The sequence below is a fragment of the Pedobacter sp. UBA5917 genome, from assembly GCF_002432345.1.
In the GTDB taxonomy this organism is placed as follows: Bacteria; Bacteroidota; Bacteroidia; order Sphingobacteriales; family Sphingobacteriaceae; genus Pedobacter.
Genome location: NZ_DJDT01000161.1, coordinates 47,204 through 57,265, shown reverse-complemented (window position 1 = coordinate 57,265; position 10,062 = coordinate 47,204). Strand labels below are relative to the sequence as shown.

The window sequence follows — 10,062 nt, the reverse complement described above, 5'->3', positions numbered from 1 at the left end:
TGCTGAAAAGTTGCAATTTTTTTCGAATCGGGCGACCAGCGTAAAATAGGGGCATCACTATGTTTCCAGCCCGCATTATCAGTTGCATAACCGTAATCTTTAATGCCATCGGTAGTAAGCTGTGTTAATTGTCCTGAGGCTATATCTTTAACAAAAAGGTTATAATCTTTAATTAAAATGGCTTTTTTGCCATCGGGCGATAAAACTTCGTTACGGCCACCCATGCGGCGTGGTGAAGTTTCGCTACTTTTATAATCCGTGGTTGGGGTTTTGGTTTTCTTTACCGGATCTACCAGAAAAGTTTGTTCGGCGCCATTGTTTTTGGTACTGTACCAAAATTTATCTCCTTCGAGCCAGTTTGGTTGTACGTTGGCATTGTCGATATACTTTGCGGTGTTGTAGCTCATAAAACTTTCAGCCCTTTCGTAATCGCTTAGGGTTAAAATTTTTTGTTGAGCATTTGCCGCAATGGCCAAAGTACAAGCCGTTACGGTAAGCCAATATTTATTCATCATGTTAGTTAATCTTGCGATAAAAATAATACTGTTTTAGCAAATGATTGGTATTAATCGTGATACAAAATTTAGGTGGAGTGCATGGAGCAGAGGGCAGAGGGTGTTGAGCGGAGAGTTAACATTAACAAACTTCGCTAAAAAGTGTCGTCATCTAGGAAAAGGCACAGAGGTCGCAAAGCCGGAGGCTATTTTTTCACATTATGACTTCGGACTTTCGGACATCTGACCTCCGACTATTTAACAATCTCCTATAGCTTCTTCCAATTAAATTCCCTACTTTTAGCACAAACAAAAGATATGAACATCAGTAGCTGCATTTCCCCTCCAAAATTTTAATAAGTAACCTATTGTATGCAATAAAGGTTCGGCTGGTTTATTAAACCGGTATTTCGACATTGCAAACTATTTTATTTATTGATATTTATTCCTGTCCTTTTTTGGGCAGCAGCTATTTTTTATGAAAAAATCATATCTGGTATTACACTTTGCGGTAATACTTGCAGGCTTTACCGGCATCTTCGGTAAACTTATCTCCCTTAACGAAGGTCTTTTAGTTTGGTACAGGGTATTCTTCTCGGCTATTATTTTATTGCTGGTTTTAAAACTATTTAAAGTTGCAACCAATATTAAACTTAAAGAAAAGTTCGATATCGCTAAAATCGGAATGTTTATTACGGTGCACTGGGTATTTTTCTATGCAAGCATCAAATATTCCAATATTTCGGTTGGTGTGGTGTGTTATTGTTTAACCAGTTTTTTTACTGCAGTTTTTGCCCCGCTCATCAACAGACAAAAGTTTAACCTGTCTGAAATTTTATTAAGCTTACTTACGCTGTTCGGTATTGCGCTGATTTTCCATTTCGACTCCTCTTATCAATTGGGGATTGGTTTAGGTGTGATATCATCGGCATTTGCTGCGCTTTATACCATTTATAACGAAAGATTGGTAAAGGTTTACGATAGCAGGTTAATTAACTATTATCAGATGCTCGGCGGTACAATTGGTTTAGGCATTTTACTTCCGGTTTATCTGCATTTCTTTCCTGTTGAAAGTGTAATACCAAATTTGAAAGATACAGCCTATCTCATTTTATTGGCTTCTTTTTGCACCGTTGGACTTTATGTTTTATTTGCCGAATCTTTAAAACGTATCCCTGCATTTACGGTAAATCTAAGCTTTAACCTCGAACCCGTATATTCCATTATATTGGCTTTTATATTTTTTAATGAGGGTAAAGAACTCAATATTTCTTTTTATATAGGTTTAGCTTTTGTAATGACCTCGGTTATTTTACAAACATTCATTTCGATCAGAAAATAGTTAAGACTTTATACAAAAGAGCGCTGATTAGCGCCCTTTTGTATATTGAAAAACTAAATGATTTCGATATAACCGTCAGTACCATTTATCCTGATCCGTTGCCCATCTTTGATCAGTTTGGTTGCATTTTCTACTCCTACAACTGCGGGCAGGCCATATTCGCGGGCAATAACCGCTCCGTGGGTCATTAAGCCACCAACCTCGGTAACCAAACCTTTGATGGCTACAAATAACGGTGTCCAGCTGGGGTCGGTAAAAGTGGTTATCAAAATATCCCCGTCTTCCAGGTCGGCGCCATCAATATTGTGGATTACGCGTGCCCTGCCTTCTATAGTGCCCGAAGAAACCGCCAAACCTACAATCGCCCCTGCCGGAAGATTTTCGTGTTTGTATTTACCGGTTACGATTTCACCATCGGATGTAATTACACGGGGCGGGTTCAGTTTTTCGAATAACCGGTGTTCTTCTTTCCGCTCAATGATAAGCTGTAAATCGAGTTTGTTCGTATGTACCACTTCTCTCAGTTCTTCAAAAGTGAGGTAATAAACAGCTTCTTTTTCCTGAATCACATTGGCCTGCACCAATTTTTCGGCTTCTTTAAGTAAAGCCTGTTTGTAAGCAAAGAAACGGCTAACAATCCCATATTTTGGATATTCACGATAACCTGCAAAATTGCGCAGCAGATTGATCATTTCTTTTGTTTCCCTGATTTTTTGCTCACCATCAGGTAAAGAAGCGAGCTTATCCAAAAGCTGATTTTCTTTTTTTAGTGCTTCTTCTAAACCTTTTTCAAACTTCTGCTTTGCCGCATGGCGCTCAAAGTTTTTAATATTGCTCAGGATAATCGGGATCAGTATGGATGGTTTTTCGATCCAACGTGTATTGGTAATATCAATTTCGCCGGCACAGCGCATACCATATTTATTCAGATAGGCTAAAATGGCATCGCGAACCTCAGCACCACCGTTAAACTGAAGCAGTTTATCTAAAAAATGATCTTCTTTTACCTCCCGTAAATAACCAATAATTTCAGGATAAGGACGGATTACATCTGCAACATCAAGTAGTTCTAAACCCATTTCGGAAGTGATGTTGTTTGATACCGATTGAGAAAGTACATCGGCTACGTTTTTCTCGCCCAGCCATTCATCCATCTTATCATTGATCCATGATGCGGCATTCATTGTAGCAATGATGACCCCGATGTGCTGAGAATCAAATACCATCTTCTTTGATTGTTCGATATCTTCAACAATAAAATCAAATAAATCCGTTCCCGATTTCGTTTGGATATTTTGTTTCAGTAGCGCCAAAGAGGCTTCAGCATTCTTGATCAGTTCAGAAACAATTGCCGGATTGTTCCCTACCTGTGCTAAAATAGCTGCCGACGATAGACCTTTAGTGCTTTTAACAATCGCAGGACCTTTCCCATCATCTGGTAACTTTTTTATAAAATCGCGTTCTGTAATGCTGATCAATGCATCTTTGATCAATGGATCGTGCTGCCCCATGGCTTCTATGAGGCTTTTTGTACCCGTAAGCGTAGTCAGGCTATCCGTCACATCCACAAACAACCTGCCGGCAGCTTTAAACATAGGCCTGGCTGCCCTTAACTGCCATAAAGATAGCCCTAAGGGCTTCATAGGGTCGGTCATCATCTGCTGATGGCCAACTGATATATAAACATGATTTTCCTGGTCACCTGCATCAGGGATTGGGAACAATGTTGTAATCGGTCTGCTCTGTACAATATAAAATAAACCATTGGCCAAGCACCATTCCACATCCTGTGGTTGACCGAAATGTGCTTCTATTTTTCTCCCTATACCTTCGATCTGTAAAATCTGACTATCTGTTAACGCCTGTTGATTTTGTTGTTCAGCTTCAACCTCTTTTGATATGGTCCCCCCGCTTTTTACAGCATAAATAGCCAGTTTTTTGGTTGATATTTTTTTATCGGTAATATCGCCATTCTGCACTTTGTAGTTATCGGCATTTACTAAGCCGGAAACCATGGCTTCGCCCAATCCGAAGCCGGCATCTATAGATAAAACCTTACGGTTACCCGTTATAGGATCGGCCGTAAACAGAATCCCGGCTGCTTCGGGAAAAATCATTTTCTGCACCACTACAGAAAGCTGCACTTTATGATGATCGAATTGATTTTGAATGCGGTAAATAATAGCACGATCGGTAAATAAAGATGCCCAGCATTTACTGAGATGCAATAAAATATCCTCTATGCCAATCACATTAAGATAACTATCCTGCTGACCTGCAAATGATGCCGTAGGCAGATCTTCGGCGGTAGCGCTTGATCGTACAGCAAATGATTCATTTTCAGTAAAGTGCCCGACATAAATTTCAATTTCATCAGCTATAACTGTTGGAATTGCTATATTTTCGATAGCTGACCTGATTTTTGACCCGATTTCAGTAACCGCAATCCGATCTTCGGCATTAAGATCGGTCAACTGATCAATTAAAGTTTTAATCTGTGGATTGTTTTTTGTGATCTTTTTGTAGGCTTCAGTGCTAATACAAAAACCATCAGGCACAACTATACCTTCAATTTTGGATAGTTCTCCTAAATTGGCTCCTTTACCACCAACTTTTAAAATGTCCAACCTACCGGTTTCCCGAAAACCAATTACATAATTACCCATATTATTCTTGTTTTATCTGGTAGAAATCTGTTCCTTTTAATCACATTTTTAAGGGAACAAATCCAAAAATATAAGCTAAAAACCACGATATCAACGTTTTTTGGGTATATTTTTCAAAACGCAATAATGATCAAGAAACCAACGTTATCCTTACAACGAAGAAACAATAACTCGTCATTATTTTTCTCAGGTTAAGGTCTAATTTGGAAGAATAATTTAAGCTTTAACTTCAGTAAAATCCAAAATCCGCCATTTATACTACAATCAAACTCAATTAGGCTACGTAGAAGTTTTCCTTTCGGTCCAATTTTGCATTATCAATTTAAAACATTAGAAAATGCAAAAAACGATTTTTATTACAGGAGCTTCTACAGGTTTAGGAAAAGCTACTGCCAAATTATTTCAAAGCAGGGGATGGAAAGTAATCGCCACTATGCGTAATCCCGAAAATGAAACAGAATTAACCACTTTAAACGATATTACCGTACTACCTCTGGATGTAACCAACATAGGCCAGATCCACTCAACCACTAGAGAAGCAATTGCACAAGGCGTAGATGTGGTATTCAACAATGCCGGATACGGTTTAATCGGCCCATTGGAAGCGCTTAATGATGAACAGATCGTAAAACAGCTTAACACCAATTTATTGGGTGTAATCAGGGTTACACAGGCTTTTATCCCATATTTCAGGGCAAAAAAAGATGGATTGTTTATCACCACTACTTCTATCGGGGGCTTAATTGCTTTCCCGTTGGGGTCAACCTACCATGCTACTAAATGGGCACTTGAAGGCTGGAGCGAAAGCATGTCGTTTGAGCTGAACACTTTTGGTGTAAACATCAAAACCGTATCGCCAGGTGGAATTACAACCGATTTTTCAGGTCGTTCTTTAGATTTGGCAAGCAATGAAGATTATGATCCATTGGTACAATCAATGATGGCCGGTTTTGGCTCGATGATGGAAACAGCCTCTTCGCCGGAGCAAATTGCCGAAGTAGTGTACGAAGCGGCCACAGACGCAAAAAACAAACTGCGTTATGTAGCTGGCGAAGATGCAAAAGCCTTATATGCACAACGGCTGGAAAAAGGTGATGAAGCTTTTAGAGCAGAGTTTGCAAAAGTATTTTTAGGACAATAATAATTTGGGGCAATGCGGCCATAATAATCTGTGTTGCCCTAATATTTGTATTTTTAAGCTTTATGGAAAAGAAAAACCCATTAAGGATCGAATCAATTTCTGAAATACACGAATTGTTGCGTGTACCAAAACCTGTGCATCCGCTGATCAGTTTGGTCGATAATTCGCAGATGGCCACCAATACCGAGTTGTTGAACCGTCCGTTCTTACTTAATTTCTATAAAATATCCTATAAATATTCAACCACAGGAAGAATGGGATATGGACAGGGCTATTATGATTTTAATGAAGGAGGTATGATGTTTACAGCCCCCAATCAATTGATTTATGTAGACAATGATGCACAATATTTTGGGGCTACCATTTTGTTCCATCCCGATTTCATCCGCAACTATCCTTTGGGTACAACAATAAAAAAATATGGCTTTTTCTCTTACGAAACCAACGAAGCGCTGTTCCTCTCGGAAAAAGAAAAGGCAGTTATTTTAGGGCTTTTTGATAATATCAACAACGAACTTAATACCTCCATTGATGAAATCAGTCAGGATGTGCTTGTTTCCTATATCGAGGTATTGCTCAATTATAGCAACCGTTTTTACAAACGCCAATTTATTACCCGCAAAGTGGTTAACAACGATGTGCTCACCAAAATAGAACATTTACTGGACATTTATTTTGCAGATGAAAAATCTTTGGTTTCGGGCCTGCCTACAGTAGAGTATCTTGCTGCAGAAGTTAATCTTTCGCCACGCTATTTAAGCGATATGCTCAGGGCGTTAACCGGGCAAAATACCCAACAGCTCATCCATGTAAAATTAATTGAAAAGGCTAAAGAAAAGCTGCTGGTTACCAGTTTATCCGTAAGCGAAATTGCCTATCAACTGGGCTTTGAGCATCCTCAATCGTTTAGCAAATTCTTTAAAACCAAAACAAATTTATCGCCAGGAGAATTTAGGTTATCTTTTAATTGATTAACCTTTAAGCCGCAAATGGGCTACGCTTTTTTGTTTTCCCAAGCAACTGCGCAGCCCAATGTGATAATGATCAACCCCTTTGGCAATCATTTAAAGGTTTATATTGCATTAGGATAATCGGTATAACCGGTTTCTCCTCCAGCATAAAATGTTTCAGGGTCTGCTGTTGCCAATGGCAGGTTCTGCTTAAACCGTTCAGCAAGATCTGGATTGGCAATAAATGGCATTCCAAATGAAACCAGATCGGCAGTTTCTTCTTCAATGATTTTATTGCCACTGGTAAATGTAAAACCGCCGTTTGCCATTAAACTGCCCTTGTAAATTGTACGTGGATGTGCAAAATAATCATCATCTAGAGCTTCGATTACTGTACCGGCAAGATCAACAGCTGGTGCAACCCATTGTACATAGCCAAGATCATAACTGTTCAGCTTTTTAAGGATGTACTGATAAGTTGCAATGGTTTCGCTATCGGGCACCAATATACCCGGATTGAAAGCGGCAGGAGTAAATTTGAGCCCGATCCTTTTGGTGGGCCAAACCGTTTTTAAGGCTTCAATGATCTCAAAAAGAATGCGCGAACGGTTTTCGATGCTGCCTCCGTATTCATCTTTACGCTGGTTGGTGGCCGCACTTAAAAACTGTGGAATAAGGGTATATATCTGTGCATGAATTTCAACGCCATCGAAACCCGCTTTAAGCGCATTTTCGGCAGCTTTACGATAATCGTTAACGGTTTCTTTAATCTCCTCCAGTGTAAATGGAACCGGGGTTACGGTATCCTTAAAACCTTCTGGTGTAAATGACTGTAACTGTGGATTGATTGCTGAGGGGCCTCTGGGTATTTCGCCATCAAAAAAGTCGGGATGACTGGCCGAACCACAATGTCCCAGCTGCACAAATATTTTCCCATTATTCTTGTGTACTGCATCTGTAACCAGTTTCCAGCCTTCTACCTGTTTCTCCGTATAAATACCGGGAACATTGATAAACCCGATTGCTTTTTTGCTAACCCAGGTACCTTCGGTAATAATAAGTCCGGCACTTGCCCGCTGGCCATAATAATCAGCCATGATTGCTGTGGGTACCAGTTCAGGATTTGTTGCCCTCCCTCTGGTGAGCGACGACATTACGATACGGTTTTGAAGCTCAAGATCGCCAAGCTGAAAACTTTTGAAAAGTGGTGGAATATGATCTGACATAATTTTTTTTATGCAAACCTAGCTCAGCGGGTAATTACTGACAATGAGGGGTAAATTTCTTAATGGGGGATAAATTTCTCCCCACTGGGTTTAGGCGTATCTTATCATTAACTTTGTAAGAAAAACATCAGGCTATGTACGAAAGAAAAATCCCATTGCCACTCGATTGCGGTTTGCACCTCACCCGCGAAGTATTAAACGGAAAATGGAAACCTGCCATATTGAATGCCATCTCATTAGACATTGTACGGCCAAGCGAAATGGTGCGGGCACTATCCGATGCCAGTAAACGAGTGCTAAATACACAGTTAAGGGAACTTGAAAACCACGGCATTATCGGTAAAACCATCTATCAGCAATATCCTTCGAAAGTTGAATATTTTCTTACCGACCTCGGAAAATCCCTGATGCCTGTTATTGATGCCATGAATTACTGGGGCGACCAGAACAGGAGCATTTTGAAACCCTTGATTGCGGCTGATACCATTGTGGCCGAACCTTCAGGCTCAGGTTGCCAAACCTACCAGAGCATGGTAAAGGTACACAACGCCGCTATTGCTTAGTTTAAAATATCCAGTCTATCAATTATCAGGGTAGAAATACCTTACTGCTGCTATAGAAAAAAATGCGGAGAGGGCGGGATTCGAACCCGCGGTACCTTGCAGTACACACGCTTTCCAAGCGTGCTCGATCGACCACTCTGACACCTCTCCGTGCTGGGTTGCAAAAATATATTTTTTATTGGTAAAAAAAATGCTCCCGATGTAAAACCGGAAGCATTTTCTTAAATATCAGTCAGAAATTAATCGATAACCGTAATTTTTAACATATTTGTTTTTCCTTTTGCTTCCATTGGGATAGCAGCAGTATTGATCACAATATCGCCCTGTTTAACCAATTTCTTGCTTTTTAAGAATTCGTTAACTTCAATGATGGTATTATCGGTGCTTTCCCACTTATCGTAATAGAAACCTCTAACGCCCCAAAGTAAACTTACCGCGTTTAACAAAGCCCTGTTGCTGGTAAAAATGAAGGTTAATGCCTCTGGTCTGTGGCTCGAGATTTCGAAAGCAGTGTAACCACTCAAAGTCATCGATACAATACCTACGGCATTGGTTTGTTTCGCTAAGAAACAGGCCGAATCGCAGATGGCATCACTTAAAAAAGATGGTGATTTTGGTTTTAAAAACTTATCCGGATTGAAAGGATAGTTGTTCTCCTCAATGTTCTGGATAATTTTTTGCATGGTTTCGATAACGATCAAAGGAAATTCTCCAACAGAAGTTTCGCCACTTAACATTACCGCATCAGCACCGTCCAAAACAGAGTTGGCCACATCATTTACCTCTGCACGCGTAGGGCGCGGGGTGGTAATCATGCTTTCTAACATCTGTGTAGCCACAATTACAGGTTTAGAAGCTGCCCTACATTTGGCAACAATCATTTTCTGCAACAATGGTACTTCTTCCATCGGACATTCAACACCCAAATCACCACGGGCAACCATGATACCATCAGTTGCGGCAATAATTTCGTCGATGTTGGCAATAGCTTCCGGTTTTTCAATTTTCGCAATTACGCGGGCAGTTTTACCACGCTCAGCAATTATTTTTTTAAGCTCAATAATATCTTCTGCCTTACGCACAAAAGATAAACCAATCCATTCTACATCATTTTCTAATACAAATTCTAAGTTTTCGCGGTCTTCTGGTGTTAAAGAAGGAATAGAAACCTTAGTATTTGGAAGGTTTACACCTTTTCTTGAAGTTAAAATACCACCGTGAACGATTTCGCAAACTACCTCATCCTTTAAATTGGTAGATAAAACTTTCATCTGAAGTTTTCCATCATCCAAAAGGATAATCTCACCCGCCTGAACATCCTGAGGGAAATTCTGGTAAGTGATGTAAATACGCTCTTCGTTACCAATGCATTCGTTGGTTGTAATTACGGTAGTTTTACCGTTGATCAGGTTAATACCACCTTCTTTTACCAAACCGATACGGATTTTAGGCCCCTGTAAATCGGCAAGGATACCTACATTATAATCGTATTTCTGGTTTAAATCGCGGATGGTATCCAAAACAGCCTGATGATCTGCCTGCGATCCGTGCGAAAAGTTTAACCGGCAAACATCAAGCCCAGCGTTAAACATACTATATAATACATCTGGTTTTGCTGATGCAGGCCCAAGCGTGGCTACAATTTTAGTTCTCGAATGAAAAGGTTTCATTTAATTTAAT

The 10,062-nt window shown here is 39.9% G+C and carries 8 protein-coding genes and 1 tRNA gene; 4 read left to right on the top strand and 5 right to left on the bottom strand.

What is annotated here, in order from left to right; genetic code table 11:
- On the bottom strand, positions 1-515 hold a 515-nt coding region (locus B2V92_RS10385; protein ID WP_293307561.1), incomplete at its 3' end, for a DPP IV N-terminal domain-containing protein.
- A 457-nt stretch (positions 516-972) separates the two neighbouring features.
- On the opposite strand from B2V92_RS10385, the gene B2V92_RS10380 reads away from it, so the two are divergent.
- On the top strand, positions 973-1,836 hold the full coding sequence (locus B2V92_RS10380) for a DMT family transporter (protein WP_293307559.1): 864 nt from the start codon (positions 973-975) through the stop codon (positions 1,834-1,836).
- Positions 1,837-1,889: 53 nt separating this feature from the next.
- Here B2V92_RS10380 and ppsA read toward each other — a convergent pair whose 3' ends face one another.
- Positions 1,890-4,502: a phosphoenolpyruvate synthase gene (ppsA, locus tag B2V92_RS10375; RefSeq protein ID WP_293307557.1), complete on the bottom strand. Its 2,613-nt coding sequence runs from the start codon at positions 4,500-4,502 to the stop codon at positions 1,890-1,892.
- Between the two features lie 337 nt (positions 4,503-4,839).
- Here ppsA and B2V92_RS10370 point away from each other — a divergent pair, with 337 nt between their 5' ends.
- On the top strand, positions 4,840-5,643 hold the full coding sequence (locus B2V92_RS10370; protein WP_293307555.1) for an SDR family oxidoreductase: 804 nt from the start codon (positions 4,840-4,842) through the stop codon (positions 5,641-5,643).
- Positions 5,644-5,705: 62 nt separating this feature from the next.
- Positions 5,706-6,614: a helix-turn-helix domain-containing protein gene (locus B2V92_RS10365; protein WP_293307553.1), complete on the top strand. Its 909-nt coding sequence runs from the start codon at positions 5,706-5,708 to the stop codon at positions 6,612-6,614.
- Between the two features lie 101 nt (positions 6,615-6,715).
- Here B2V92_RS10365 and B2V92_RS10360 read toward each other — a convergent pair whose 3' ends face one another.
- Complete coding sequence (locus tag B2V92_RS10360) at positions 6,716-7,819, bottom strand: alkene reductase (RefSeq protein WP_293307551.1); 1,104 nt, start codon at positions 7,817-7,819, stop codon at positions 6,716-6,718.
- A 134-nt stretch (positions 7,820-7,953) separates the two neighbouring features.
- Between B2V92_RS10360 and B2V92_RS10355 the strand changes: the two genes are divergently transcribed.
- Positions 7,954-8,382, top strand: a complete 429-nt coding sequence (locus tag B2V92_RS10355) for a winged helix-turn-helix transcriptional regulator (protein WP_293307549.1) — start codon at positions 7,954-7,956, stop codon at positions 8,380-8,382.
- 65 nt (positions 8,383-8,447) lie between these two features.
- Here B2V92_RS10355 and B2V92_RS10350 read toward each other — a convergent pair.
- A tRNA-Ser gene (locus B2V92_RS10350) sits at positions 8,448-8,532 on the bottom strand.
- Between the two features lie 89 nt (positions 8,533-8,621).
- Positions 8,622-10,052 (bottom strand): pyruvate kinase, encoded by a 1,431-nt coding sequence (pyk, locus tag B2V92_RS10345; RefSeq protein ID WP_293307547.1) that lies wholly within the window; start codon positions 10,050-10,052, stop codon positions 8,622-8,624.
- Positions 10,053-10,062: the final 10 nt, after the last annotated feature.